A 23896-nucleotide genomic window follows, 5' to 3' on the forward strand; every position below is an offset into this window, starting at 1 on the left:
CCGCTCAGCTGCAGCCGGGGATCGGGGAGGCGGTGGCACCGCCGGCCTGGGTGAGCAGACCGCACAGGGTCGAGCGGGACACCTTCCAGGTGCCGTTGTCGAGGACGGACTGACCGGTCGCGCTCGGCTCCACCACGTTGCCCTGGAGCGAGAGCGAGTAGGTGACGGTCGCGTCGCTCGCGTCGGTGAACTCGACGTCGTCGACCTTCGCCTGCACCTGGCCGACCCGCGGGTCCTGGGAGAAGCCCTGGAGCACCGGCAGCAGCGCGTCGCCGCCCTGGAGTAGCTTGGCCTTCTCGGTGATCGGGGTGTCGGGGGCGAAGAACTTCTCCCAGTTGGTGGTGATCTCCGCCTTGGCGGCGGCCGGATCGGCGGGAGCGGTGCCGGTGGCCGTGGCCGTCGCGGTGCCCGGGGCGGAGGCCGGACCCGTGGCGGTGGCGCCGGTGGCCGCCGGGGAGGTCGCCGCGGTCCCGGACTTGCCGTCACTGCTGCACGCGGCCGCCGTACCGGCGAGCAGCAGGGCGAGCAGCGCGCCCGCCGTCCGCAGAGCCCTGCCGCCGCCCCCGGGGGTACCGCTTCGCGTCACGTGCATGGTGGTCTTCCCTCTCGACTGCGCCGCCCGGGCCCCGCACTCGGTGTCCGGATGCTGTTCCAGGCCGATCCTGGAAACGTCTCAAGTGACACCATGAAGGCGGATCCATGGACGAATCGCATTCCGACGGCGAAATCACCCGTAACGCCCCGGAGGGTTCCCCCGTCCGGGGCGGGTGGTTCCGGCGCCGGCCCCTCCGGGGCGGGTTCCGTCGGGCCCGGCTCCTCCGGACCGGCCGGGAGTGGGCGGGCTGGCTGCTCGCCGCGGCCGGCGCCGTGCTGTGCGTGCTCGGCTGGTACGGGACCTCCGGTGAGCGCTTCGCCGAGCAGCAGGTCCCGTACCTGGCGTCGTCCACCATCCCCGGCGCGGCGCTGATCGTGTCCGGGACCGTCCTGGTCGCCCTGCGGCCACCGCCGTCACCGCCCGGACGCTCGGACCTGACCGACCGACGGGTGGAGCGGCTGTACGACCTGCTGGTCGAACCGGACGCCGCGCCCGACCCGCCGGACCCGACCGGCCGTTCCGGCTGCTCCGGCCCGTCCGACTCCGCCGTCTCCTCCGGCCCGTCGAACAGCTCCGACAGCTCCGGCCGGGCCCACGACGCCGGGTGGCTGGCCGTCCCCGAGGGCACCCGCTACCACCGGCCGGACTGCCCGCTCGTCGTGGGCAAGGGGCGGGCCGCGGCCGTGGACGCGGACGCCGTGCGGGCCCGTGGTTTGACGCCCTGCCCGCTCTGTTCGCCGCCGACAGCCGGCCCGGGGCCCACCCGTCCGGGCGAATCCGCCCCACCGAACGCCGGCTGACCCCCATGAGCGCATCGGTCCTCACCGCCCTCACCGCCGCCCCCGGCTCGTTCGGCCTCACCGTCGACCTCGCCCTCGCCGGACTCACCGTCGGCGCCGCCGCCGCGCTCAGCGGTATCGGCCTGGTCGTCTGCCACCGCGCCACCGGCGTGCTCAACATCGCCCAGGGCGCCCAGGCCATGGCGGTCGCCTACCTGCTGCGCGACCTCGTCGTGGTCCGGCACTGGCCGGTCTGGCCCGCCGTCGCCTGCTGCCTGCTGGTCGTCGCCCCCGCGCTCGGGGTCCTGCTCGACCTCCTGGTCTACCGCCCGCTGCAACGGCGCGGCGCCGGACCGGCCGAGACCATGGTCGCCGGGATCGGGGTGTTCGTGCTGCTCATCGGTCTGGCCGTACTGCTGTGGGGCGCGGCGCCACTGGCCGGCGCGCCCTCCCCGCTCGGCGGCGCCCCGATCCGGCTGCCCGGCGGGCACGGGCTGCGGCCGGACACCGTCGCCCAGCTCGCCGCCATCCTGGTGCTCGGCCTCACCGTCCTCGCCGCCACCCGGTGGACCGGGTTCGGCCTGCGGCTGCGCGCCGTCGTCGACGACCGCCGCCTCGCCGCCCTCACCGGAGTCGACGCCGACCGGGTCTCCGCCGCCGGCTGGGCCTTCGGCACCTTCACCGCCGGACTGGTCGGCGTCGCCCTCGCGCCGTACCTGCTGCTCGACCCGTACGGGCTGCCGCTGCTGGTGATGGAGACCATGGCCGTCGCGGTCGCCGCCCGGCTGCGCAGCATCCCGGTCGCGGTCGCCACCGGGATCGGGCTCGGCATCGCCCAGGCCGAGTTCACCCGGCTGCGGCCGTCCGGACAGTTGCTGCCGCTGGTCGAGGCCGTGCAGTCCAACCTGTTCGTGGTCGCGCTGCTCGCCACCGCCCTGCTCGCCGGGCCGGGCATCACCGGGGAACGGGCCGGGGGCGGAGCCGCGCCGCTGGTCGGCCGCCGTCCAAGGGGAGGGGATGGAAGCGGGGGCGGGGCCAGGGACGGGATCAGGGGTGGGGGCGGGGGCGGCTCCGGGGCTGGGGCCGGGGGCGGGGGCGGGGGCGGACGGCTGGCGGGCTCCGTCTGCCTGGTGCTGCTCCTGCTGCCGCTCGGCTTCCGGGGCAACGACCTGCGCGACGCCCTGCTCGTGCCCGCGCTCGGCCTCGTCCTGCTGTCCATCGTCGTGGTCACCGGCTACGGCGGGCAGATCTCGCTCGGCCAGGCCGGCTACGCGGGGCTCGGCGCGATCGGCACCGCACTGCTGATGTCCGGCCGCATCCCCGGCCTCCCGCCCCTGCCCGCCGCACCCGCCCTGCTGCTCGCCGTCCTCGCCACCGCCCCGCTCGGCCTGCTCACCGGATGGCCCGCGATCCGCCGCCGCGGACTCGCCCTCGCCCTGGTCACCTTCGCGGTGGGAACGGCGATGAGCCGGTTCGTCTTCGAGCAGCCGTACGCCACCACCGGCCTGGTGCTCGACCGTCCGTCCTTCCTCGCCGGCGACCGCGCCTTCTACCTCGCCGAACTCCTCCTCCTCGGCCTCGGCCTGCTCACCGTCCGCGCACTGCACCGGGGCCGCCTCGGCCGGGCCCTGACCGCCATGCGGGACCACGAACCGGGCGCGGTCGCGGCCGGCGTGGACGTCCCCGGCCTCAAGCTCCTCGCCTTCGTCGCGGGCGCGGCCCTGGCAGCCCTCGGCGGCGGACTGATGGGCCTCGCCGGACGCGCCTTCGACCCCACCGCCTTCGACCCGGTGCGCGGCCTCCTCTGGTTCGCCGCCGTGATGGTCGCCGGCGCCGACAGCGCCCTCGCCGCCGTCCTCGCCGCCGCCCTCCTCATCGGCCTCGACGCGGGCACCGTCGCCGGAGTCTCCGCCGTCGCCGTCGGCGCCCTCGCCGCCACCATCGGCCGCCTCCCCGGCGGCCTCACCGCCCTTCCCCTCCACCGCCACCGCCCACCCCCGCCGACTCCCCTACCGCCCTCCCACCTCACCCCGACGGGCCACCGCCTACGGGAGACCCTCACAGCCCGGAACGGACAGCGATGACCGCCGACTCCCCCGCCACGCAGCACGCGGAAGGACAGACCGGGCCCGCCCACCAGTCGGGCAGGGCCACCGCACTGCCCCTGGCGCAGCTCGCGGAAGGACGATCGCAGCCGGGTCAGGCAACACCACCTGGTGGCGCGGCCCGAGCGGATCGCCCGCGCCCACCAGACCCGACACCGCAGCTGCCGCAACCCGAGAGGCACAGCCACAAGTGCCACACGCCCCTCGCCGCACGAGGCGTCGTACGGCGAAGGGGGCAAGCCCGTGCGTGGACAGGGCGCACCCTCCCGTGCGGCGGACCGCACCGCAGCACGCGGCGTACGGCCGGAGACGCCGCTCCCCGCTGCGCGCCTCATCACACGGCACCGTGCGGCAGCACGCGTGCGTCGCGGCCGCGCGAGGCGGGCCTGATGACCCGGCCGGGACGAACAAGCCACCGCAGCCACCGGCACCACCCACAGGCGCGGGGTACGGCCATGAACACCACCCGCACCACTCGCCGTACGAGACGTCGAAGCCACCGCGCACGCCGAACCACCCACCCAGCGCGCGAGGTAGGGCCCATGGACACCCCGCTCCCCGCCGCACGAGGCGTCGAGGCCGCGAACGGAGCGGCCCTGAGTGCGCAGCCGGGACAACCCACCGCGCCCACCAGCCACCACCCCGTCGTCCACCCGCCGCACGAGGTGCGGCTGTGACCGCCGCCCTGCCCGCCGCGCGGCTCACCGCGCGCGCGGTCGTGCGCCGGTACGGGGGGATCGAGGCGGTGGGTGGGGTGGATCTGGTGGCGCGGGCGGGGCGGATCACGGCGTTGATCGGACCGAACGGGGCGGGGAAGAGCACATTGTTCGACTGTCTGGCGGGGACGGTTCGGCCGGACGGCGGGCGGGTGCTGCTCAGCGGGCGGGATGTCACCGGGCTGGCCGCGCACCGGCGGGTGCGGCTGGGGCTGGCGCGGACCTTCCAGCAGATCGCCGTCTTCCCCACTCTCTCGGTGGCCGACAACGTCCTGGTGGGCGCCGAGCAGCACGCCCATCGGGTGGATGCCCGGGCGGCCGCCGAGCGGTCCGCCCGCGCGTTGCGGCTCCTCGGTCTGCAGGAGCTCGCCGCCGAGCCCGCCGGTGGGCAGCCCACGGGGGTGTTGCGGCTGGTGGAGCTGGCGCGGGCGCTGGCGGGCGGGCCCCGGGTGCTGTTGCTGGACGAACCGGCGGCGGGACTCGACGCGGTACAGACGGCCCGCCTGGTGTCCGTGCTGCGCGGACTCGCCGAGCGCGGCATGGCGCTGCTGCTGGTCGAGCACGACGCGGAGCTGGTCGCCGAACTCGCCGACACCGTCTACGCCATGGCGGAGGGCCGGGTGGTCGCGGCCGGACCGGCCACGGCCGTCCTCGCCGACCCCCGGGTCGCCAGGGCGTGGGGAGCCGCCACATGAGCCGCAACCACCGCACCACCGAGGCGGGTTGATGCCCGTCGAAGCCGCCCTCCGTGCCGCCCGGGTCCGCTACGGCCCGCTGGAGGCGTTGCACGGCGTCGACCTGGACTTCCCGTCCGCCGCCGTCACCGTTCTGCTCGGCCGCAACGGGGCCGGGCGGACCAGCGCGCTGCACGCCCTCGCCGGGGTGGTGCCGCTGGCGGGCGGACGGGCGCTCTGGCGGGGGCGGGACGTCGGCGGGCTGTCGGTGCACCAGCGGGTGCGGCGGGGGCTGGCCCTCGTCCCGGCCGAGCGCGGGGTGTTCGGCTCGCTGACCGTGGCCGAGAACCTGGGCCTCGGCGGGCCTGGACGCGCCGCGGTGCTGGAGCTGTTCCCGGAGCTGGCCGGCCTGCTGGCCCGCCGGGCCGGCACCCTGTCCGGCGGTCAGCGGCAACTCGTCGCCGTCGGACGGGCCTTGGCTGCGCGACCGGCCCTGCTCCTGCTGGACGAGCCCGAGCGCGGCCTGTCCCCCGCCGTCGCCACCCGGCTGCACGCCCGCCTGCTGGCGGACGCCGCCGCCGGCCGTACGGTCGTGCTCACCGCCCGGTCGCTGCCGCGCACCCTTGCCGGGGCGGCGGTGGTGCACGTGCTGCACCGGGGCGAGGTGGTGTTCTCCGGCGAACCCGGGGAGGCCCTCCCGGGCCGGTTGACGATCGCCCCGTGACGAGCGCAACCGACGGTGAACCGGCGCGTCCAGCCGCCCGCACTGCAGCAGCTGCTCGGCTGCCTCGGGTGGGCGATCGGGGTACCGTTCCCGTACACCGCCGCGCAGACCGCCGCGCACGACACCGGGACGCCGCGGAGCACCTGCCTCGGGCAGGGACGGCTCACGGGCGCGGTCGGTCCGGCCGTGATGTGTCAGGCACGGCTCCCGGCCTGATCGCCGCCGGGCGCGTACGAGGCCGAACCCGAGCCCAAGACCGAAGCAGAGGAGGGCGGCGGGCGCGACAGTCGTCGCGCTGGGGAGGCGGTGGCGGCAGATGTCGAACATCCTGGGCTCCTTCCCGGGGGCCCGGGCGGCCCCCACTCGTGGTGCCCTAACGATGACCCCGTCCACCCCTCCCGCACATGTACCGATCGGCACAACCTGAGTAGCGCCGTCCCTGGTGCTCCCTGCCGATCGGCAGGGAGCACCAGGGACGGCAGTGGTGAACGGTCCACCAGCGAACGCCCCCTGGCACAGGCCGCCGCCGCAGGCCGCGCGCCGGAGGCCGTCAGCCCCGGCCCGGTCCGCGCCGCTCCCAGCCCGAGGGCCAGCCACGGGGTGGCCGCGGCGACCACTGCCAGCGGCCAGCCGACGAACGGCGACGGCAGGGCCGGCCCGACGTACGCCGCGAGTCCCGCGCCGACCAGCAGGATGCCGGCCGCCGGCAGGTGCACGGCCGGTCGGAAGCGTCGCGCCTCGTGCACCCTGCGGCGCCCGTCCGCCAGGACCACCGGGACGACGACCAGGCCGGCGAAGGCGAGCCCCAGGAACCACGGCAGCGCGAGACCGCTGACCGTGGCGTACGCGTGCGGCTGGGCTCCCAGGGCCGGGGCACCGGGCGCGTACTCGACCGTCACCTCCGCGCCGACGCGGGCCGGGCCCGCCGTCTCGACGTCCAGGGCGAGGGTCCGCGGGCCGTCCGCGAAGGGCACCGAGAGGTCCACGGTGGTGCGGTACACGGCCTTCCTGTTCACCGTGGCGATCCGCCGGGGCTCCGAGCGGAGCAGCACGATCGGGAGTGCGCTGCTGACGGCGCCCGCCTGGTGGATGCGGCGCAGTCGGCGGCCCTCCGCGCCGTCCGGCCCACTGGCCTGGGCCAGCGCGGCGGCGGAGACGAGCACCAGGGTGACGCCGAGGAGGACGGCGAGCATCCGTGACCCCCGCGACCCGTCGCGCCGCGGATCCGGTGACGGTTCGCATCCGGTGACGGCTCCGAGGCGATCGTCTTACGGCGGGCGGCCGTTCGGCGGGCGGTGGCGGTGGCAGTGACAGCGGTGGCGGTGGCCAGCCAGGCGACCCCGGCCAGGGCCGCCAGGCCGGTCGGGAGCAGCCGCTCGGCGGTGGACGTGCCGCGGCCGGACGGCAGGACCGCGACGAGCAGCCCGTGCCCGGCGGCGACCAGGGCGGCCGCCAGGGCCGGCCAGCCCGTCAGCCGCGTCCACACGGTGGTCATGGATCTCCTGGTCCCGGGGTGAGTGTCAGCGGAACGGGATCGTCCCAGGCGCCGTCACGTCCCGGTACCCCCGGTCGGGACGCCCGGGCGGGCCCGCTACGGCCGAAGGACGTACGGAGTCGTGGTGCTCACCCAGGCGAAGCCGAGGCGCTGGAGGATGGGCCGGCTCTGGTCGCTCGCGTCGACCTGGAGGTACTGGTAGCCGAGCTCGGCCGCGAGGCGGGCGCGGTGGGCGACGAGGGCGCGGTAGATGCCCCGGCCGCGCCATTCGGGCGCGGTGCCGCCACCCCAGAGGCCGGCGAACCCGGTGCCCGGGACCAGCTCCATCCGGGCGCCGCTGACCGGGCGGTCGCCGGCCATCGCGACGACCATGCTGACCGTCCCCGTGCCGTGCCGCAGCTGGTCGAGCATCCGCCCGCGCAGACCGGGGTGCTCGGTGCCGAAGGCCTGTTCGTGGGCTGCCATCAGCAGGTCCACCCCGGTCGGGTCGGTCACCGGGAGCAGCCGGACGCCCTCGGGCAGGACGGCCTCGGTGGGCAGGTCCGCGATCCGGGCGATCATCAGCGCCTCGGCCGGCTCCGGGGTGAAGCCCGCCGCCAGCAGTCGGGCGCCGAGGTCGGCCGGGCGGTCGTGGGAGTAGGCCTTCCACTCGAACTCCCGCCCGAGCTCGGCGAAGTGGCGCACCTGCGCGGCGATCGCCGCGTCCGCGCCGGCCTCGTCCAGACCGGACCAGACCACGCCGTTCCAACCGTGCTCCGGGCCCGTCTGCCGGACCACCGCGCCGTCGCGTTCGACGCGGCACCCGGGGTCGGGCGGCGCGTTGCGCCGGAGCCGGTCGTCGAACAGGGCGAGCACCTCGTCGTGGTTCATCCGCTCACTCCAGCACGGCCCGGGAGCGCACGCCATCGAGTTTCCGCGCGGGCGGCCGAGGGCCGCGGCCCTCGGCCGCCGGACGTCCACCGGCCGACACGCTCTCGGCCGCCGTACGCTCCGCCGCCCGCAACCGGCCTGACCTGATCAGCTCACTCGGCGCCTCCGCCCCCATGATGGCGTCCAACAGGTCGCGGGCCTCGGCGAGTTCGTCCATCTGCCGGGTGATCCGGGCGCGCTCCCGGGCCAGCCCGGTGAGCAGCTCGGGGCAGGTCGGGCCGGGCGGGCGCTGCCCCGGCAGCGGCAGGCCGTGGAGGATCTCGGCGATCACCGCGCTGTTGAGGCCGGCCGCGAGCAGGGTGCGGATGCCGTGGACGGTGTCCACGTCCCGCTCGCCGTACTCGCGGTAGCCGCTGGGGCGGCGCTCGGGGGCGAGCAGTCCCTGTTCCTCGTAGTAGCGCAGGGCGCGCGGGGTGACGCCTGCTCGCCGCGCGAGTTCTCCGATCCGCATCACGGACACCTCCTCGGCGGAACGCCCACCTGACGCTCCGGCCCGTCTCTCCGCCTTGGCCCTGGCGCCACGGCTCTCCATCTCGGCTCAGGCGCCTCAGCTCCGGCTCCTCGGCTCTGGAGCCGCAACTCCGGCGCCTTGACCCTGCCGTCGGCGTGAAGGTCTAGCGTAACCGCCATGCCGAACGAACGAACTTCCTCAACCTCCCCTGCCCGTACCGCCGTTGCCGTGCTGGGACTGGGCCCGATGGGCCGGGCGCTGGCCGGCGCGCTGCTGGCCGCCGGCCATCCGGTCACCGTGTGGAACCGCACACCGGGCCGCGACGGCGAGCCACTCGCCCTCGGCGCGCGCCCGGCCGCGAGCGCCGCCGAGGCGGTGGCGGGCGCCCCGCTCGTGCTGCTCTGCGTCCGCGACCAGTCGGCCGGGCGGGCCGTCCTGGAGGCCGCCGGGACGGCGCTGCGCGGACGGACCGTCGTCAACGCCACGTCGATCGCGCCGGGTGACGCGCGGACGAACGCCTCCGACGCCGAGGCCCGGGGCTTCCGCCTGCTGGGCGCCGCGATCCTCACCCCCACCCCGACCATCGGCCGCCCGGAGGGCACCGTCCTGCTGAGCGGCGACACCGAGGCCTTCACCGACCACGAGGCGACGCTGCGGGCGCTGGGCACGGTACGCCACGTGGGCGCGGACCCGGGCCGGGCGGCGGCCTACGACGCGGCCCTGCTCGACCTCTTCTGGACCACCGTGCACGGCTACCTGCACGCCCTCGCGCTGGCCCGCGCCGAGGGCATCAGCGGAGCCGAACTGGCGCCGTACGCCCAGGGGTTGCCGCGTCTGCTGCCGCCACTGATCGACCGCTTCGCGCAGCGCGCGGACGAACGCCGGCATCCGGGTGACCACAGCAGCCTCGCCTCCGCCGAGGCCGGGTTGGCGCACGTCGCGCACACCGCCCGGGCGCGCGGCCTGGACACCTCCGTACTGGACGCGGCGCTCGCGGTCACCCGGCGGGCGGTCGGGGCCGGGCACGGGCCGGACGGGGTGTCCGCCCTGGTCGAGCTGCTCGCCGGGTAGCCCGGCAGCCGGAGCAACCCGCCATCGCGGCAGCCGGGAGGCCCGGGAGCCCGGGAGCCCGCCAGCCCGCCACCCGCGCGGCGCTACTGCGCCAGGTACCCGCCGTCCACCGGCAGCACGACCCCGGTGACGAAGGACGCGTCGTCGGAGGCGAGGAAGAGGACGGCCGCCGCGACCTCGGCCGGGTCGCCGAGCCGGCCCATCGGGTGCAGCTTCTCGATCGCCGCGAGGTACTCGGTGCCGCCGGGCTCGTCGTACAGCCGGGCGACGCGCTCGGTGGTGATGGTGCCAGGGGCGACGGCGTTGATCCGGACGCCACGGTCCGCCCACTCGACGGCGAGGTGCTTGGTGAGGCCGGAGGCGACGAACTTGGCGGGCCCGTACACCGCCTGGCCGCGCTGGCCGGCCTCGCCGGAGATGGAGGACAGGCAGACGATCGAGCCGCCGGGCCGGTCCTGCGCGGTCATCGCCTCGATCGCGTACTTGCAGGTGAGGAACATCCCGCGGCCGTCCACGGCCATCACGTGGTCCCAGTCCTCGGCGGTGGCCTCGGTGATCTCCATCAGCGGGATGATCCCCGCGTTGGCCACCAGGACGTCCAGTCGTCCGTGCCGCTCGACGGCGGCCGCCACCATCCGGCGGGCGTCCTCGTCCCGGGCCACGTCCCCGACCACCGTGCTGACGGCGCCCGGGAGTTGCTCGGCCAGCCGGTCCAGGCCCGCCGCGTCCACGTCGGCGGCGACCACCGACGCGCCCTCCCGGACGAAGCGCTCGGCGACGGCCCGGCCGATGCCGCTGGCCGCGCCCGTCACCACACAGGAGCGGCCGGCCAGCCGCCCGCCCGCGGGGCCTCCCGCGTTCACAGTCACCATGGCGCGACTCTACCCAGCGGGCGGGCGGGAGCCGGGGCTCTTCGACCGGTGCGCCGGATCCGGCCGGTGCGCGGCTCAAAAGCGGTGCGGGGGCCGGGCGGTGGCCGAGATCACCGCCCACCGAACCCCCGCCGAGAACCCCGCGCACCACCCACCGCGCCCCCGCCGACAACGACGGCGGCGGCCGGGACCGTCGAACGGTCCCGGCCGCCGCGCCGGCTGAACTCCGCGGACTACACCCGCGCGTCGGTGGCCAGGGCCTCCGCCACCGGGAGGTCGGGCTGCGGGTGGGTCAGCAGGTGCACGCCCGCCGCCAGCGCGCCGCCGACCAGCGGGGCGAGCAGGAACAGCCACAGCTGCGACAGCGCGTCGCCGCCCGCGAACAGCGCCGGGCCGAGGCTGCGCGCCGGGTTGACCGAGGTGCCGGTGAGCGGGATGCCGACCAGGTGGACGACCACCAGCGCGACCCCGATCGGCAGCCCGGCGAAGCCGACCGCGGCCAGCCGGTGGGTGACCGACAGGACGACGTACACCAGCAGGAAGGTGAGGACGACCTCGGTCAGGAAGGCGCCGCCGGCGTCGATGTGCACCTGGGAGCGGTCGCCCCAGCCGTTGGTGCCGAGCTTGCCGTGGGTCTCCAGCCCCGGTATCCGCTTCGCCAGCAGCAGGACGAGCGCCGCACCCGCGATGCCGCCGAAGAGCTGCGCCACCCAGTACGACACCGCCGTGCGCCCGTCGATCCGGCGGGCCAGCAGGAAGCCGAGCGTCACCGCCGGGTTGACGTGGCAGCCGGAGACCGGGCCGAGCGCGTACGCGAGAGCGAGCAGCACGAAGCCGAACGCGAGCGCGATGCCCACCGCGCCGATCGCCTCCCCGGCGAGCACCGCCGCCCCCACCGCCAGCAGCACCAGCAACAGCGTCCCGACGAACTCGCCGACCACCGCCCGCCTGTCCGTTCCACCCATGCGTCCGGTCCTCCTGACCGTCAGGGCAGGCGGTCCGGTGCCGCCCACGGCCGACCGACCCCGGCCGACCGTTCGAGGGACCACATGTCGGCCGAACGGCGTACCGCCGTGTTCACGGCGCGTCCGCCTGCCGAATTGCTCCGACCGGATGAAACCGTACGAAAATGGCGAGCCCGATGCAAAACGGAGGTAAAACGGGCAGACGCGGACAGGCCGGGCGGCGGGCGGCTGTCAGACCGTCAGCACGATCTTTCCGCGCAGGTGCCCCTGCTCACTGATCCGCTGCGCCTCGGCCGCCTCCGCCAACGGGAGCACCCGGTGCAGCGGCAGCCGCAGGGTGCCCGCCTCGTGCAGGGCGAGCGCGGCCGCGTAGGCGCGCTGGTGGTAGGACTCGACGCCCTCGGCGCCGCCGGTGAAGCGGACGCCGTGCTCCTCCGCGCCCTGGATGTCGGTGATCGTCAGCACCCGGTCCGCGCTCCCCGTCAGCTCGATCGACAGCGGCAGCACCCCGTCCCGACCGGCCACGTCCAGCACCCGGTCCACCCCGCCCGGGGCGGCGGCCCGCACCCGCTCGGCCAGGCCCTCGCCGTACGTCACCGGGATCGCGCCGAGCTCGCGCAGATGGGCGTGGTTCGACTCGCTCGCCGTGCCGACCACCGTGATCCCGCGCGCCCGGGCGAGCTGGAGCAGCACGGTGCCCACCCCGCCGCCGGCGCCGTGCACCAGCAGGGTCTCGCCGGAGCGCACGCCGAGGACGTCGAGGGCGCGCTCGGAGGTCTCGGCGCCCACCGCGATCGCCGCGGCCTCCGCCCAGCCCAACGTGGCCGGCTTGTGGGCCAGCGTCTCCGCGTCCACCAGCGCGTGCTCGGCGTACCCGCCGCCCATCAGTGCGCCGAACACCTCGTCGCCGGGCGCGAAACCGCTCACCTCGGTGCCGACGGCCTCGACCACACCGGACAGCTCGAAGCCCGGCACGTAGGGGAAGGCGACCGGGAAGTACGCGGCCAGCTCGCCGGTGCGCAGCTTGTGGTCCAGCGGGTTGACGCCCACGGCGCGGACCGCGACCCGCACCTGGCCGGGGCCGGGGGCGGGCAGTTCGATGTCGATCGGGCGCAGCAGGTCCGCGCCGCCGAACTCGTGGAAGGCGATCGCCTTGGTCATGGAAGGTCCTTGGGTTTGAGGTGAGTTGGTTCCTCCGACGTCTTCCATCCTGCGGCCGGGCAGCGGCCGTTCGGCCAGCCCTTCGGACGGTTCGACCTGGCCGAACGGCCAGGCACGGAGGGCAGCGCCCGAACTAGGCTGGACCGCATGGACGGCACGAGCGGTACCAGCGGCGCGGGCGGCAGCGCGGACGGCGACACGGACCACGGCGCGAACCACGGCACGGACGGCGGCGCGGACCACAGCGCGGACGGCGGCGCGGACGAGACCTGGCGGCGGCACTGGGGCCGCCCCGAGGACGCGCTGGCCCGGGTCGCCGAGGTGCTCCGCACGCCCCGCCCGGACCTCCTGCGGCAGCTGTCGGCGGTGCTCGACACCCTCGTCCCGCACACGGCGCTGGCGCAGCTCAGCGGCGTCTGCACGTTCAGCCCCTCGCTCGGCTACGGCCCGCCCGAGCTGACCGGGGCCATCGGCGCACTCGACCTGTCCCGGCTGGCCGAGCGCGCGGCCGGGACGACGGCGGCCGGCCGCCCCTGGCAGGGTGAGGCCGAACTCGCCGGACACTCCCGGCCGGTGGTCGTCACGGCGACCTCACCGGGCAACGGCCACGGCGCCGTCCTGGTCCTCGTCCGGGCGGACACCGGCCCCGTGGCGTCCGGGGCACTCGCCGTCCTGCAACAGCTGTGGGACCTGGTGATCGCCCACTCCGACCACCGCGCCACCGACGCCGCCCCCGCCCAGACCGCCACCTCCCGCGCCTCCGCCAACGCCCGCGCCCGGGCCATCGCCGAGTTCACCGGCACCCACAGCGCCGCGCTCTCCGCGATCCTGGCGCCGTTGCGCTCGGCCGACCTGGACGACGCCACGGCCCGCCGCAGCGCCACCGAGCTGGCCGTCACCGCCCTGCTCGAACTGCGCCAGGGCGCCGAACTGGACCGCGCGCTCAGCGAGAAGCCCGCCGCCGAGGCCTTCGCCCGGATGGTGCGCGAGCTGCGCCCGCTGCTCCGGCACACCCGGGTCCAGCTCGACGTCGTGCCCCCGGCGGAGGCCGACCGGTCCCTGCCCGCGGACGCCGCGCACACCGCCCGCGACGCCGTCCGGGCGGCCGTGCTGCTGATGCTCGAACAGGAGAAGCCGACCCGGCTGCACGTGAGCTGGCAGTTCACGGCGGACGGCCTGCTGCGCGCCGTGGTGCGCGGGGACGGGCTCGGCCTGCTCACCGCCGAGGCCCTCACCGTCCACCGCACCGCCGACCGCATCACCGCCCTCGGCGGACGCCACGGCGTCGAGGCCGTTCCCGGCTGGGGCACCACGGTGACCGTCGACCTCCCGCTCGCCCTGCCCGAGCCCGTACCCACCACCACCGCCGACCCGCTGGACGGCCTCCACCCGCGCGAGCGGGAGGTCCTCGACCAGTTGGCGCGCGGCCGCCGCAACCGGGACATCGCGGCGGCGCTGCACATCAGCGAGTCGACGGTGAAGTTCCACGTCGCCAACATCCTCGCCAAACTGGACGTCGCCTCACGCGGCGAGGCCGCAGCCCTCGCCCACCGCGCCGGCCTGCCGCACGGCCCGGTCGGGCTGCACGCCGCCTCCTGACCGACCGACTCGCCCCGAGGAAGACCGACATGACCGACCCCGCCACCTGGGACCCGACCGCTCCCGCCACCTGGGACCCGACCGCCCCCGGCGTCCTGCGCCTGCCCTCCGGCCGCCTCCTGCGCGGCCGCGGCCTCAGCCACCCCCTGCCGCCCGGCGCCCGACCGAGCTTCGGGCTCTACCTGCTGGGCCGTCGGCCGCAGCCCTTCGACTGGCCGAGCCGCTGGGTCCGCTGGCCCGACTTCCGTCTCCCCGCCGACCGCGCGGACGCCGCCGACGCCTTCCGCGAAGCCTGGGACCGCTCCCCCACCGAACGCGTCGAACTCGCCTGCGCCGGCGGCCGCGGCCGTACCGGCACCGCCCTCGCCTGCATCGCCGTCCTCGACGGCGTCCCGCCCACCGAGGCGGTGGCGTACGTGCGCGAGCACTACAGCCGGCACGCCGTCGAAACGCCCTGGCAGCGCAAGTTCGTGGAGCGGCTGGCCTCCGGCGCGTGACGGTCCACCTCAGCTCCGCCGGACGAGCGTGACGTCCGGCTCCTCCCCCGTCACCGTGAAGCGCTCCGGGGCGCCCGGCTGGTCAGGGTGCCACCCGGCGGCGAGGGCGGCGCGCACGAGGGTCGCGGCGAGGAACGGGGTGACGGGGGCGAGGTTGAAGACCTCGGCGACGCGGTCGGCGGGGGCGGTCAGCAGGGTGCCGTAGTTGAGCCACGGGTCGTCGAAGCGTCGGACCAGTTCCACCCGGCGGCCGGACCGCCGGTCGGGCCAGATGCGGACCACCACGTGCTCGGCGTCGTGGAAGCGGACCACCCAGCGGTAGTCGCGGCCGTCGACGTGGATCCTGCGCGGTGTCCTGGGTGCCATCGGGGCAGCGGTAGGCCCTGGAGGTCAGAGATCCCAGGTGCGGGCGGCCGCCCAGGTGTCGAGGGACTGCCAGTCGATGTCCGGGTGTGCGGCGTGCAGGGCGTCGGTGTCGACGTCGAGGCCCGGGTCCTGGAAGTAGCGGAACATCGCGGCGAGGTCCTCCGAGTAGCCGGCCACGACCGAGAGCGGCACCTCCTCGCAGCGGATGGCGCGGCCGCTCGCCGCGCTGATGGCGGCGGCGATCTGCTCGCCGGTGCACCACTGGGAGGCGATGTCGATGCGTCGGCCCGCGTAGGCGTCGGGCCGGGCGAGGACGTGGGCGGCGAAGGCGCCGATGGTGTCGGCGGCGATCACGGGCAGCGGGACGCCGGGCGGCATGGGGAGGTGGAAGACGCCGTCGCGGAGGGACTGGAGCGTCCAGTCGTTGGCGTAGTTGTCCAGGAACGCGGCGGGGCCGAGGACGGTCCAGGGCAGGTCGAGGCCGGCCAGGTGCCGCTCGATGCGGTACTTGCTGTCGAAGTGCGGGATGCCGGTGGAGCGGTCGGCGTTGGTGGCGGAGGTGAAGACGACGTGCCGGACGGTGCCCGCGGCCCGGGCGGCGTCCAGCAGGGCGATGCCCTGGCGGACCTCGGTGTCGGGGTCGGTTCCGAACGGGGTGGACATCGCGAACAGCGCGCCGGCGCCGTCGAGGGCGGCGGCGAGCGAGGCCGGGTCGTCGAAGTCGGCGTGGGCCGACTCGGCGCCGAGTGCGGCGAGTTCGGCGGCGGCGGGCGAGCCGGGGTCACGGGTGAGGGCGCGGACGGGGCGGCCGGCGCGCAGCAGGGCGCGGGCGGTGGCGCCGCCCTGGGCGCCGGTGGCTCCGGTCACGGCGACGGGGAGCGAGGCGGCGACCGGGTTGTTTATCTGCGTCATGCAGACAACATAGAGATATATATCTGCGCGACGCAAATAAATATCGCTGAACCCGGCCGGTTACCCTTCCCCCATGACGACGACCCGCGACGACCTGATGGCACGGCTGTGGCCGGCCTCGCGCCGCTACCTGGCCTCGTACGTCCTGTTCAACCAGGCCGTCGCCGACCACCTGGGCATGCACCCGACCGACGTCCAGTGCCTCAACCTGCTCACCCTGGAGGACGGGCCGGTCACCACCGGCCGGATCGCCGAGCTCACCGGGCTCACCAGCGGCTCGGCCACCCGGCTGGTCGACCGGCTGGCGAGGGCCGGGCTGGTCGCCCGGCAGCGGGACGAGGCGGACCGGCGCCGCGTGCTGGTCGTGGTCCTCCCCGAGGCGCTGGAGCGCTTCGGGGAGGTGTGGCGCGAACTGTCCACCGACTGGGTGGCCGCCTTCGCCGAGGACAGCGAGGACGAACTCGCCTTCCTGCTGCGGCACATGAACCGTACGGTCGAGCTCGGCCACCGCCAGGCCGCCCGCCTGGCGGCGATGGACTCCGGCCGGCCGAGCAACGCCGGCGAGCCACGCGGGGCCGGTGAGTCGAGCGACGTCGCCGAGCCAGGTGGGGGCGGCGAGTCGAGCGACGTCGCCGAGTAAGGCGGGGCCGGCGAGTCGAGCGACGCCGGGGAGGCGGGCAACTGTTCTACGGACGGTTGAGACAGGCGACGCCGGAGCCCGCGTTCACTGCGCCCGGCCGCCCAGATGCCGGGCCAGGAACTCTTCGGACGAGGCCAGTTCGAGCTCCGGAACGTCCAAGTGGCCGCCGGGGTTGGCGTGCAGCGTCTTCTCCCGCGAACCCAGCGCGCCGAACAGTGCGAGCGCCCCCTCGCGCGGGACCAACTCGTCGTCCCACTGCAGGAGGAACTCCACCGGTACCCCGACCCGGGCCGCCGCCTCCGTCTGCGACGCGTGCCCCGTCAGCCCGAACACCGCGACGGCGATGCGCGGTTCGACCGCCGCCAGCGGGATGCCGATCACGCTCCCCAGCGACAGGCCCCAGAAACCCACCGGTCCGAAGACCTCCCCGCGGTCCCCCCACTCCCCCCGCTCGCCCAGTGCGTCCAGCACGGCCACCCACTCCGGCACCGCCCGCTCCGCGAGCGCCGCCGTGTGCCGCGCGACCCAGGCGCTGATCGGTCGGCCCGCCGCGATGAGCTCCCCGATCTCGGTGGCGAACCGCTCGTCCTGCGCGCTGCGCGGCCGTTCCCCGTGCCCGGGCGCGTCCAGCGCCAGCGCCGCGAACCCGTGCCGCCGCACGCACCGCCGGGCCCGGTCCACCTGCCCCTGCCCCAGCTTGTGCTGGCCACCTCCGTGTCCCAGCAGCACCAACGGCCGCCCGTCGAGGGGCGGTCCGTCCGGCTGCCAGAGCACACCGGGCACGCCGTCGAGGGTGAAGCGGCGTTCCGTCACGCCGTCCGCGCTGGATTCCGAGGTGAAGTGCACCCCGCCATCATGGCTCCCGACACACGTTCGAGTCCCGGCTTTTCCCGTTGTCGACGGACCGGCCGCGGACGGCGGCGTTCCCGGCGGTCAGGGAGGCTCGGCACGGCGGTCCGGGAGGAACGGCGGGACACGTCGCGGGGACCGGCCGGTACGGTGCCCACCGGCGACGCGATGATCTCGACGACGGACGCGAACAGCCCCCGGATCACTTCCGGGGGCCGTGCGAGCGCGTACGTCCGAAGATACCCCCGGCACCGCCGAAGCGGGGAGGACACCTCCACCGGCCCGGCGCGGGGCCGCCCACCGAGGAGACCGGTGGGCGGGCGGGGGTGCTACCGCGCGACCGGGGCCGACTCGCGCAGGAAGGCGAGGAGCAGCTCGGTGGTCTCGGCGGGGCGTTCCAGGCTGGGGAGGTGGCCGGCCCAGGGGAGTTCCTGGTGGCGGGCGTCGGGGAGGATGGTGGGGAGGGCCGCGGCGATCTCCCGGAAGTCCGGGAAGTCGTGGGCGCCGGACACGGCCAGAGTGGGCGCGGTGATCCGGCTGAGGTCGACGTCCTCGCGGTCGGGGCCGACCGTCGCCTCCAGCTGGACGTCGAAGGCGTGGCGCTGCATCCGGCGGACCTTCGCGCGGGTCTCCTCGTCGGCCTCCGGGCCGAGCCAGGCCTCGACGTTCAGCTCGACGGCCGCGTCGATCTCCCCGGCCTCGATCAGCTCGTCCTCGCGGCCGCCGAAGGCGCGCAGGGTGTCGCTGGGCTGGTGTCCGGGCATGCCCGCGCCGAGCAGGGCCAGCGCGGTCACCGCCTCGGGGCGCAGCGCGGCGGCCGTCAGGGCGATCCGGCCGCCGTGGGAGGCGCCGACCAGGGCGGCGGTCTCGATGCCGAGGTGGTCGAGCAGCGCCAGGACGTCCGCGGTGTCGCTGTACGGGACCTCCGAGAGCGGCGTCTCGCCGAAACCGTGGAAGTCGCAGCGGACCACCCGGTAACCGGCGTCGATCAGCGGCTGCCACTGGGCGTCCCACATCCGACGGTCGCACACCGAGGAGTGCAGCAGAACCACGGCGGGCCCACTGCCTGCTACATCATGAGAAATGATCATCAGGCGGATAGTAGCGCCCTCGCCGCCCGTTCCCCAAGCACTTTTTGCCCGAGCAGCTTTTGCCCCGAGCAGCTTGATTCGCCCCACCGGTAAGCGTTTCCGGCCGCCCCGGGCTCTGGACGGGTGAAGGAGGTGCTCATGGGAGAAGCGAAGAGTGATCGGGACGACGGGTTCCAGGCGTTCATCGTCGCGGTCTGGCCGCGCCTGGTGCGGACGGCGTACCTGCTGGCCGGCGAACAGTACGCGGCCGAGGACCTGGTGCAGTCCGCCGCCGAGAAGGCCTGCGCGGCCTGGTCGAAGGTGCGCCGGGCCGACGATCCGTACGCCTACGTGCGGCGGATCCTGGTCAACCAGCACGCCCGCCGCTGGCGCCGCCGGGCACCGGAGCTGCTGGTGGACGCGGTGCCGGACGCGGCGGGGGTGGAGGACGGCTTCGCCCGCTCCGACCAGCGCGGCGCCCTGCTGGCCGCGCTGGCCACCCTGCCGCCGCGCCAGCGCGAGGCGGTGGTGCTGCGGCACTGGGAGGACCTGAGCGACAGCCAGACGGCCGCGGCCATGGGGTGCTCGGTGGGCGCGGTGCGCAGCCACGCGGCGAAGGGCGTCGCCCGGCTGCGGCAGGTCACGGCGCTGGTGGAACTCAAGGGCTCGGCCCGCATCGGAGGAGCGGTATGACGAACGGTACGAACCGGGAGCCGGACGGGACGGGCGCCGGCCTGGACGACGGCACGGACCTGTGGGTGGGGCTCGGCCTGGCCGAGGCGGCGGCCGGTGCGCGAGTCGGCCCGCCGCCGGTGGCGGACATCGTGGCGGGCGGGCGCCGGCTGCGGCACCGCCGCCGTACGGTGGTCGGCGCGGCGGCGCTGGCCACCGTGGTGGCGCTGACCGGCGGGGCGCTGGCGCAGCTGCGCCCGGACCCGGCGGCCGCCCGCGGGACCGGTCCGGCGGGCGTCGGCGCCGTGCTCGCGCCGGCGGCGGCCCCTACCGCTACCGCGACCGGCCCCGCGCCGACCGCCGCCGCGCCGACCGCTCCCGCGACGGGCACCACCCCCGGGGTGCGCGACCCGCTCACCCCGGTCCGGGTCCTGCTGGGCCAGGGCCGGACCGGGGACGGCAGGCAGTGGCAGCTGTGGGAGGCGCTGTGGCCACTGGCCCCGCAGGAGCGGGCGTTCGAACAGGCGACGGCGGTGTGGGAGGAGCGCAGCCGGTACGACTCCACGGTCCCCAAGCCGACGGAGGAGTTCGTCCGGCAGTACTGGCAACCGGACAGCGACGTCACCAACGTCTACCTCACGCTGGACGGGCAGCGGCTCGGCCACGACTCCGCGGGCTCCCGGCCGGCCCCGGGCAGGGTCGACCCGCGCAGCCGGACCACCTTCGCCGGCGGCCTGGTCGGCCGTTCGAGCAAGGACGGCGTCATTCCCCCGGTCGACCTGGTGCTGATCTCGCTCGGCCCGGACGTCGGCCGGGTGGTGGTGACCTGGGCGGACGGCAGCATCACCGAGCCGCAGGCCGTCACGGTGGCCGACTCCCCCGTCCGGGAGATGGCGGTGGCCCGCCCGGGGACGATGCGGGCGAAGTCCTGGCAGTTCTTCGACAAGGACGGCAGGGAGCTTCCCGACGCCGGCGCCAGGTACTTCACCGAACCGGCCTCCTGAGGTGGACGGCGGGAGTGGGCAGTCGGCCGGGCCGACGTCCCACTCCCGTCCGACCTCCCACTCCCCGTCCGCCCCCTCAGCCCAGCAGCAGCTTCGCGGCCACCGCCGCGCCGTCCGTGCGGACGCCGGCGGCGAGGGCGGCGGCGCGCTCGCGGGTGGCGGGGGCGAGAGCCTCGCGCAGGGCGGCGGTGAGGGACTCGGCGGTCGGGGTCGGGCCGTCATGGGCGACGCCGACGCCCAGCGCCGCCACCCGCGAGGCCCAGTACGGCTGGTCCACGATCTGCGGGACCAGCACCTGGGGCACGCCGGCCCGGGCGGCCGTGGTGGTGGTGCCCGCGCCGCCGTGGTGGACGACGGCGGCGACCTTCGGGAACAGCGCCTGCTGGTTGACCTCGCCGATCGCGAAGCAGTCCTCGGCCCCGTCCACCTCGGCCAGTCGGGCCCAGCCCCGGCCGAGCAGCACCCGGCGGCCCCGCGCCCGGACCGCCTCGACGGCGACCCGGGCGGCGTCCGCCGGGTCGCGCAGCGGCATGCTGCCGAAGCCGACGTACACCGGCGCCTCGCCGGCCGCCAGGAAGGCCGACAGGTCGGCGGGCAGCGGGCGTTCGTCCGGCAGGATCCAGGCGCCGGTCTGCACCACGTCGGGCCAGCCCGCGCCGCCGCCCTCGGCCGGGCTCGTCCACGGGTCGAGCAGCGGGTCGGTCGCCAGCCACGGCCGGTCGGTGAGGACGTGGTCCCGCACGTTGTCGACCTCCGGCAGCCCGACCGCCGCCCGGTGGGCGTTGACCGGTCCTCCGAACAGCGCGTTCATCGTCCCGACGTTGAGGTCCCACAGCTCCCGGGGGTCGGTCACCTCCGGCGGGTACGGCTGCATCGGGTACTCGAACGGCCGGTGGTGCGGGGAGGGCAGCACGGTCGGCTGGAGGGCGATGTACCGGAAGCGGGCACCCAGTTGCTCGGCCGCCGAGCGGGAGCCGGCCACCGCCGGGAACAGGCCGGTGGACACCACCGCGCCGCCGGGCTCGGCCGCGCCGAGCACCGCCGCGTGGAACTGCTCCACCAGCGCGGCCGCGCGCTTGGGCAGGTCGGACGGCGCCGGGGGCGGGCCGCTGACCAGCTCGCGCACCGACTGCCCCACCGGCACCAGCTCCACCCCGGCCTCCGCCAGCCGGGCCGCGAACTCCTCGTCCGGCGGCGCGCACACCCGCGCCTCAGCGCCCAGTTCCCGCAGCCGCAGCGCCAGCGCGGCCATCGGCTCGACGTCCCCGCGCGACCCGTACGTCGACAGAACAACCCGCACTTCGTGACTCCCCGTTCCAGTGGATCATGCCCTTGAGCCGGTGATTCTGCGCCATCACCGGGGCCTTGCCGCAAGGCCCCCCGTGCGCTATACGTTGAGCGTGGCGAGGAGTGGGTGCACCTCCGCGAACGCCGACGCGACACCGAACTCCCGTCGGCCGCCGGGCCCTTCCGGTCCCTCCGGCGCACCACGTGCCAGACTCTCCCCATGCGCGCGATCATCGAGAACACGGCCGCCCGACTCGCCCGCGTACCCGGCGTGGTGGGGGTGATGCTCGGCGGCAGCCGGGCCCGGGGCGAGGAACGGCCGGAGTCGGACTGGGACCTCGGGGTGTACTACCGGGGCGCCCTCGACCTCGACGCACTGCGGGCGCTCGCCGGGCCGGAGACCGAGGTGGCCGGGCCGGGCGGCTGGGGCCCCTGGGTCAACGGCGGGGCGTGGCTGCGGGTCGACGGCGTCGCCGTGGACTGGATCCTGCGGGACCTCGACCGGGTCGAACGGGTCTGGGCGGACTGCCGCCAGGGCCGCTACGAGGTGGGGACGCAGGCCGGCCACCCGCTCGGTTTCTGGTCGCCCTGCTATCCGGGCGAGGTCGCCCTCGGGCGGCCCTTGGCCGATCCCACCGGGGAGTTGGCGCGGCTGAAGCGGCAGACCGCCGACTACCCGGAGCCGCTGCGCGAGGCGCTCACCGCGGCCGCCTGGGAGGCCGGCTTCCTGCTCGACACCGCCGCGAAGAGCGCCGCCCGCGCCGACGCCCTGCACGTGTCGCTCTGCCTGTCCCGCGCCGTCGGCGTCCTGGTCCAGGCGCTGTACGCCCACCACCGCCGCTGGTGCCTCAACGAGAAGGGCGCCCTGGCCGTGGCCGAGCGACTGCCCGACGCCCCACCGGAGTTCGGCCCGCGCGTGCGCGGTCTGCTCGCCGCGCCCGGCGGGTCGGCGGCCGAGCTGACGGCCACCGTCGCCCGGGCGCAGGAGCTGACCCGGGAGACCGTGGCCGCGCTGAACCGCTGACCCGGGAGACCGCGACCGCGCCGAAGCGCTGGCCCGGCCCCGGTCGGCCGCCGAGCGAACGCCCGGCGGCCGACCGGAGTTCAGCCGCCGAGCCCGGCGGTGGTGCGCGGATCGCCGTCGGCCACCACCTCGGCGGCCGCCGCCGTCACCTCCCGGACCCAGGCCCGCGCCAGCTCCTCCGGCCACGCGCCGAGGCAGTCCGGGCAGCCGGCCTCGTCGACCGCCGCCACGAACCGCCGCTCCGCCTCGGTCGCCTCCGCACCGGTCCAGCGCCAGGCCGTGACGGCGACCTCGTCGGGTGGGAGCTCCCCGGACACCAGCTCGACGGCCGTCTCGTACATCCGGCAGCGCTCCACCAACTCCTCGTCGAGGACCGGCAGGCCGAGCTCCTCCATCGCCTGCCGCAACAGCTCCGACAGCTCGCCCGCCCGCTCACCCCGGCCCGACCGTCCCGCCAGCTCGCACAGCGCGGGCGATTCCCCGCCGATGCCCCGCGCCAGCAGTTCGGCGGCGGCCATCGGCAGGTCCTCGGGGAACACCCGCCCGGCGTCGTGCCGCAGGGCCAGGGTGAATACGGCGTCCATGCGGCCATCCTGACGCCACGACCGGGGGCCCGCCAGCGAATTCCGGCACCCTGCGGAAAACCGCAGGGTGCGGGGGTACGGAAAGCCGCAGCCGGTTCGCCGGAAACCCGCATACCGCCGATGACCTGCGGTTCCTAGCGTGGAGTCGACCGGGGACAAGCCGTCCCCCGACCCCTCCGGAGTCCCGCATGCAGCACACGATCCTCGCCGTCGCCCAGCAGCCCGCCGACGGCTTCGCCGGCTGGGCGGCCGACCTGGTGGACACCATGGGCGGCCCGGGCGCCGGCCTGGCGATCGCGCTGGAGAACCTGTTCCCGCCGCTGCCCAGCGAGGTGATCCTGCCGCTGACGGGCTTCGCCGCCGGGCAGGGCGTGATCAGCCTCGCCTCCGCGCTGACCTGGACCACCCTCGGTTCGGTCGCCGGAGCGGTCGTCCTGTACTGGCTGGGCGCCCTGTTCGGCCGGGAGCGGATGCACGCGATCTGGGCCCGCCTGCCGCTGGTCAAGGCCTCCGACCTGGAGCGCACCGAGGCCTGGTTCGCCCGGCACGGCACGAAGGCGGTGCTGCTGGGCCGGATGGTGCCGATCTTCCGCAGCCTGATCTCGGTGCCCGCCGGGGTCGAGCGGATGCCGCTGCCCGCGTTCGTCATGCTGACCACGCTCGGCAGCCTGGTGTGGAACAGCGTGCTGGTGATGGCCGGGTTCCTGCTCGGGGACCGCTGGGACGTGGTGGAGACGTACGTCGGTCTGTTCTCCAAGGCGGTCCTGGTGCTGGTCGCGCTGGCCGTGGCCGGGTACGTCGCGATGCGCTGGCGCGGGCGCAACGGCGCCGCCCAGCACCGCCGCGCCCGGTGA

At 75.9% G+C, this 23896-nt stretch carries 26 protein-coding genes; 13 read left to right on the forward strand and 13 right to left on the reverse strand.

Annotated features, from left to right (window positions below; translation table 11 throughout):
- Positions 1–4: 4 nt before the first annotated feature.
- Positions 5–592: a hypothetical protein gene (locus tag ACIQI7_RS16650; protein WP_401110114.1), complete on the reverse strand. Its 588-nt coding sequence runs from the start codon at positions 590–592 to the stop codon at positions 5–7.
- A 107-nt stretch (positions 593–699) separates the two neighbouring features.
- Here ACIQI7_RS16650 and ACIQI7_RS16655 point away from each other — a divergent pair, with 107 nt between their 5' ends.
- The 5 genes from ACIQI7_RS16655 to ACIQI7_RS16675 all read left to right on the forward strand — a co-directional run bounded on the left by ACIQI7_RS16655 (position 700) and on the right by ACIQI7_RS16675 (position 5593).
- A complete protein-coding gene (locus ACIQI7_RS16655; RefSeq protein ID WP_401110117.1) occupies positions 700–1395 on the forward strand; it encodes a hypothetical protein in 696 nt (231 codons plus the stop codon).
- A gap of 5 nt (positions 1396–1400) precedes the next feature.
- Positions 1401–3458, forward strand: a complete 2058-nt coding sequence (locus ACIQI7_RS16660) for an ABC transporter permease (protein WP_401110120.1) — start codon at positions 1401–1403, stop codon at positions 3456–3458.
- A 563-nt stretch (positions 3459–4021) separates the two neighbouring features.
- Positions 4022–4156, forward strand: coding sequence for a hypothetical protein (locus ACIQI7_RS16665; RefSeq protein WP_401110121.1), 135 nt, complete (start codon positions 4022–4024; stop codon positions 4154–4156).
- On the forward strand, positions 4153–4890 hold the full coding sequence (locus tag ACIQI7_RS16670; protein WP_401110122.1) for an ABC transporter ATP-binding protein: 738 nt from the start codon (positions 4153–4155) through the stop codon (positions 4888–4890). Before ACIQI7_RS16665 ends, ACIQI7_RS16670 begins: the two co-directional genes overlap by 4 nt.
- A gap of 31 nt (positions 4891–4921) precedes the next feature.
- On the forward strand, positions 4922–5593 hold the full coding sequence (locus tag ACIQI7_RS16675) for an ATP-binding cassette domain-containing protein (protein ID WP_401110125.1): 672 nt from the start codon (positions 4922–4924) through the stop codon (positions 5591–5593).
- Positions 5594–5787: 194 nt separating this feature from the next.
- Here the strand turns inward: ACIQI7_RS16675 and ACIQI7_RS16680 are convergent, their stop codons facing one another.
- The 3 genes from ACIQI7_RS16680 to ACIQI7_RS16690 all read right to left on the reverse strand — a co-directional run bounded on the left by ACIQI7_RS16680 (position 5788) and on the right by ACIQI7_RS16690 (position 8469).
- Positions 5788–6786, reverse strand: a complete 999-nt coding sequence (locus ACIQI7_RS16680; RefSeq protein ID WP_401110128.1) for a hypothetical protein — start codon at positions 6784–6786, stop codon at positions 5788–5790.
- 398 nt (positions 6787–7184) lie between these two features.
- Entirely contained in the window at positions 7185–7958 is a 774-nt protein-coding gene (locus tag ACIQI7_RS16685) for a GNAT family N-acetyltransferase (protein ID WP_401110131.1), read from the reverse strand.
- A gap of 4 nt (positions 7959–7962) precedes the next feature.
- Complete coding sequence (locus ACIQI7_RS16690) at positions 7963–8469, reverse strand: MerR family transcriptional regulator (protein WP_401110497.1); 507 nt, start codon at positions 8467–8469, stop codon at positions 7963–7965.
- Positions 8470–8697: 228 nt separating this feature from the next.
- Here ACIQI7_RS16690 and ACIQI7_RS16695 point away from each other — a divergent pair, with 228 nt between their 5' ends.
- A complete protein-coding gene (locus ACIQI7_RS16695; protein WP_401110133.1) occupies positions 8698–9540 on the forward strand; it encodes an NAD(P)-binding domain-containing protein in 843 nt (280 codons plus the stop codon).
- An 83-nt stretch (positions 9541–9623) separates the two neighbouring features.
- Here the strand turns inward: ACIQI7_RS16695 and ACIQI7_RS16700 are convergent, their stop codons facing one another.
- From ACIQI7_RS16700 to ACIQI7_RS16710, 3 genes are all read right to left on the reverse strand, one after another.
- Complete coding sequence (locus tag ACIQI7_RS16700; protein ID WP_401110136.1) at positions 9624–10412, reverse strand: SDR family NAD(P)-dependent oxidoreductase; 789 nt, start codon at positions 10410–10412, stop codon at positions 9624–9626.
- A gap of 233 nt (positions 10413–10645) precedes the next feature.
- Entirely contained in the window at positions 10646–11377 is a 732-nt protein-coding gene (locus ACIQI7_RS16705) for an MIP family channel protein (protein WP_401110138.1), read from the reverse strand.
- Positions 11378–11608: 231 nt separating this feature from the next.
- Positions 11609–12538, reverse strand: coding sequence for an NADP-dependent oxidoreductase (locus ACIQI7_RS16710; RefSeq protein WP_401110141.1), 930 nt, complete (start codon positions 12536–12538; stop codon positions 11609–11611).
- Positions 12539–12685: 147 nt separating this feature from the next.
- Here ACIQI7_RS16710 and ACIQI7_RS16715 point away from each other — a divergent pair, with 147 nt between their 5' ends.
- Both ACIQI7_RS16715 and ACIQI7_RS16720 read left to right on the forward strand, forming a co-directional pair.
- Entirely contained in the window at positions 12686–14137 is a 1452-nt protein-coding gene (locus tag ACIQI7_RS16715; protein ID WP_401110144.1) for a LuxR C-terminal-related transcriptional regulator, read from the forward strand.
- 29 nt (positions 14138–14166) lie between these two features.
- The gene (locus tag ACIQI7_RS16720) at positions 14167–14634 is read left to right on the forward strand and encodes a protein phosphatase (protein ID WP_401110146.1); all 468 of its coding nucleotides are present in this window, start codon (positions 14167–14169) and stop codon (positions 14632–14634) included.
- 9 nt (positions 14635–14643) lie between these two features.
- On the opposite strand, the gene ACIQI7_RS16725 is transcribed toward ACIQI7_RS16720, so the two are convergent.
- On the reverse strand, positions 14644–15000 hold the full coding sequence (locus ACIQI7_RS16725) for a hypothetical protein (protein ID WP_401110148.1): 357 nt from the start codon (positions 14998–15000) through the stop codon (positions 14644–14646).
- Positions 15001–15024: 24 nt separating this feature from the next.
- A complete protein-coding gene (locus ACIQI7_RS16730) occupies positions 15025–15912 on the reverse strand; it encodes an NmrA family NAD(P)-binding protein (protein ID WP_401110151.1) in 888 nt (295 codons plus the stop codon).
- 73 nt (positions 15913–15985) lie between these two features.
- On the opposite strand from ACIQI7_RS16730, the gene ACIQI7_RS16735 reads away from it, so the two are divergent.
- On the forward strand, positions 15986–16552 hold the full coding sequence (locus tag ACIQI7_RS16735; protein ID WP_401110153.1) for a MarR family winged helix-turn-helix transcriptional regulator: 567 nt from the start codon (positions 15986–15988) through the stop codon (positions 16550–16552).
- Positions 16553–16636: 84 nt separating this feature from the next.
- Here the strand turns inward: ACIQI7_RS16735 and ACIQI7_RS16740 are convergent, their stop codons facing one another.
- Together ACIQI7_RS16740 and ACIQI7_RS16745 are read right to left on the reverse strand one after the other, a co-directional pair.
- Entirely contained in the window at positions 16637–17398 is a 762-nt protein-coding gene (locus ACIQI7_RS16740) for a dienelactone hydrolase family protein (RefSeq protein WP_401110154.1), read from the reverse strand.
- Between the two features lie 332 nt (positions 17399–17730).
- Positions 17731–18492, reverse strand: coding sequence for an alpha/beta fold hydrolase (locus ACIQI7_RS16745; RefSeq protein ID WP_401110157.1), 762 nt, complete (start codon positions 18490–18492; stop codon positions 17731–17733).
- Positions 18493–18630: 138 nt separating this feature from the next.
- On the opposite strand from ACIQI7_RS16745, the gene ACIQI7_RS16750 reads away from it, so the two are divergent.
- Both ACIQI7_RS16750 and ACIQI7_RS16755 read left to right on the forward strand, forming a co-directional pair.
- Positions 18631–19164, forward strand: a complete 534-nt coding sequence (locus tag ACIQI7_RS16750; RefSeq protein WP_401110160.1) for a SigE family RNA polymerase sigma factor — start codon at positions 18631–18633, stop codon at positions 19162–19164.
- Complete coding sequence (locus tag ACIQI7_RS16755) at positions 19161–20147, forward strand: hypothetical protein (protein WP_401110162.1); 987 nt, start codon at positions 19161–19163, stop codon at positions 20145–20147. The genes ACIQI7_RS16750 and ACIQI7_RS16755 overlap by 4 nt, the downstream gene beginning before the upstream one ends.
- Positions 20148–20223: 76 nt before the next feature.
- Here ACIQI7_RS16755 and ACIQI7_RS16760 read toward each other — a convergent pair whose 3' ends face one another.
- On the reverse strand, positions 20224–21447 hold the full coding sequence (locus ACIQI7_RS16760) for a glycosyltransferase (RefSeq protein ID WP_401110164.1): 1224 nt from the start codon (positions 21445–21447) through the stop codon (positions 20224–20226).
- A gap of 207 nt (positions 21448–21654) precedes the next feature.
- Between ACIQI7_RS16760 and ACIQI7_RS16765 the strand changes: the two genes are divergently transcribed.
- Positions 21655–22458 (forward strand): nucleotidyltransferase domain-containing protein, encoded by an 804-nt coding sequence (locus ACIQI7_RS16765; protein ID WP_401110167.1) that lies wholly within the window; start codon positions 21655–21657, stop codon positions 22456–22458.
- Between the two features lie 80 nt (positions 22459–22538).
- On the opposite strand, the gene ACIQI7_RS16770 is transcribed toward ACIQI7_RS16765, so the two are convergent.
- A complete protein-coding gene (locus tag ACIQI7_RS16770) occupies positions 22539–23042 on the reverse strand; it encodes a hypothetical protein (RefSeq protein ID WP_401110170.1) in 504 nt (167 codons plus the stop codon).
- Between the two features lie 188 nt (positions 23043–23230).
- On the opposite strand from ACIQI7_RS16770, the gene ACIQI7_RS16775 reads away from it, so the two are divergent.
- Positions 23231–23896 carry a DedA family protein gene (locus ACIQI7_RS16775; RefSeq protein ID WP_401110173.1) on the forward strand — a complete coding sequence of 222 codons (666 nt, stop codon included), beginning with the start codon at positions 23231–23233 and terminating at the stop codon, positions 23894–23896.

Source organism: Kitasatospora sp. NPDC092039 (assembly GCF_044756065.1).
Classification (GTDB): domain Bacteria; phylum Actinomycetota; class Actinomycetes; order Streptomycetales; family Streptomycetaceae; genus Kitasatospora.

Excerpts from the sequence above, each read along its gene's own strand:
- ACIQI7_RS16650 (WP_401110114.1), bottom strand. The coding sequence starts at position 592 with ATGCACGTGACGCGAAGCGGTACCCCCGGGGGCGGCGGCAGGGCTCTG.
- ACIQI7_RS16655 (WP_401110117.1), top strand. The coding sequence starts at position 700 with ATGGACGAATCGCATTCCGACGGCGAAATCACCCGTAACGCCCCGGAG.
- ACIQI7_RS16660 (WP_401110120.1), top strand. The coding sequence starts at position 1,401 with ATGAGCGCATCGGTCCTCACCGCCCTCACCGCCGCCCCCGGCTCGTTC.
- ACIQI7_RS16665 (WP_401110121.1), top strand. The coding sequence starts at position 4,022 with ATGGACACCCCGCTCCCCGCCGCACGAGGCGTCGAGGCCGCGAACGGA.
- ACIQI7_RS16675 (WP_401110125.1), top strand. The coding sequence starts at position 4,922 with ATGCCCGTCGAAGCCGCCCTCCGTGCCGCCCGGGTCCGCTACGGCCCG.
- ACIQI7_RS16680 (WP_401110128.1), bottom strand. The coding sequence starts at position 6,786 with ATGCTCGCCGTCCTCCTCGGCGTCACCCTGGTGCTCGTCTCCGCCGCC.
- ACIQI7_RS16685 (WP_401110131.1), bottom strand. The coding sequence starts at position 7,958 with ATGAACCACGACGAGGTGCTCGCCCTGTTCGACGACCGGCTCCGGCGC.
- ACIQI7_RS16690 (WP_401110497.1), bottom strand. The coding sequence starts at position 8,469 with ATGCGGATCGGAGAACTCGCGCGGCGAGCAGGCGTCACCCCGCGCGCC.
- ACIQI7_RS16700 (WP_401110136.1), bottom strand. The coding sequence starts at position 10,412 with ATGGTGACTGTGAACGCGGGAGGCCCCGCGGGCGGGCGGCTGGCCGGC.
- ACIQI7_RS16705 (WP_401110138.1), bottom strand. The coding sequence starts at position 11,377 with ATGGGTGGAACGGACAGGCGGGCGGTGGTCGGCGAGTTCGTCGGGACG.
- ACIQI7_RS16710 (WP_401110141.1), bottom strand. The coding sequence starts at position 12,538 with ATGACCAAGGCGATCGCCTTCCACGAGTTCGGCGGCGCGGACCTGCTG.
- ACIQI7_RS16715 (WP_401110144.1), top strand. The coding sequence starts at position 12,686 with ATGGACGGCACGAGCGGTACCAGCGGCGCGGGCGGCAGCGCGGACGGC.
- ACIQI7_RS16720 (WP_401110146.1), top strand. The coding sequence starts at position 14,167 with ATGACCGACCCCGCCACCTGGGACCCGACCGCTCCCGCCACCTGGGAC.
- ACIQI7_RS16725 (WP_401110148.1), bottom strand. The coding sequence starts at position 15,000 with ATGGCACCCAGGACACCGCGCAGGATCCACGTCGACGGCCGCGACTAC.
- ACIQI7_RS16730 (WP_401110151.1), bottom strand. The coding sequence starts at position 15,912 with ATGACGCAGATAAACAACCCGGTCGCCGCCTCGCTCCCCGTCGCCGTG.
- ACIQI7_RS16735 (WP_401110153.1), top strand. The coding sequence starts at position 15,986 with ATGACGACGACCCGCGACGACCTGATGGCACGGCTGTGGCCGGCCTCG.
- ACIQI7_RS16745 (WP_401110157.1), bottom strand. The coding sequence starts at position 18,492 with ATGATCATTTCTCATGATGTAGCAGGCAGTGGGCCCGCCGTGGTTCTG.
- ACIQI7_RS16750 (WP_401110160.1), top strand. The coding sequence starts at position 18,631 with ATGGGAGAAGCGAAGAGTGATCGGGACGACGGGTTCCAGGCGTTCATC.
- ACIQI7_RS16755 (WP_401110162.1), top strand. The coding sequence starts at position 19,161 with ATGACGAACGGTACGAACCGGGAGCCGGACGGGACGGGCGCCGGCCTG.
- ACIQI7_RS16765 (WP_401110167.1), top strand. The coding sequence starts at position 21,655 with ATGCGCGCGATCATCGAGAACACGGCCGCCCGACTCGCCCGCGTACCC.
- ACIQI7_RS16770 (WP_401110170.1), bottom strand. The coding sequence starts at position 23,042 with ATGGACGCCGTATTCACCCTGGCCCTGCGGCACGACGCCGGGCGGGTG.
- ACIQI7_RS16775 (WP_401110173.1), top strand. The coding sequence starts at position 23,231 with ATGCAGCACACGATCCTCGCCGTCGCCCAGCAGCCCGCCGACGGCTTC.